We start from the raw sequence: 334 nt of genomic DNA, 5'->3' as shown, positions 1-334 counted from the left end.
TAATTTTGTAACAAAGTCATCTTCAATCAGTTTGGTCGATATTTGAGCCAATACCTCGATATGATGATCATCATTGTTATCGGGTGAAGCGAGCATGAAGAACACATCAGACAATTCACCACCGTCGGCCCCATAATCGATTCCAGAACGACTGATACCAACGGCGACAGCAGGTTTAGCTACGGCTTTACTTTTCGCGTGTGGAATCGCAATACCATCATCAAATCCAGTATTACCTATAGCTTCACGCTTCCAGATATCATCAAGGAAATCACTTTTACTCGAGAGCTTACCGGCACGGTCGAGCAGTTCAACAAGCTCTTCAAATACTGCC

The 334-nt window shown here is 43.7% G+C and carries 1 protein-coding gene; it reads right to left on the bottom strand.

Going from position 1 to position 334, the window contains the following annotated elements:
• On the bottom strand, positions 1-334 hold a 334-nt coding region (locus AB4512_RS23505; protein WP_372175934.1), incomplete at both ends, for a PTS sugar transporter subunit IIA.

Origin of the sequence: Vibrio sp. 10N.222.52.B7 (assembly GCF_041474275.1) — a bacterium.
Taxonomy (GTDB): domain Bacteria; phylum Pseudomonadota; class Gammaproteobacteria; order Enterobacterales; family Vibrionaceae; genus Vibrio; species Vibrio crassostreae_C.
The sequence above is the reverse complement of the archived record's forward strand: the minus strand, read 5'-3'. Positions and strand labels throughout refer to the sequence as shown.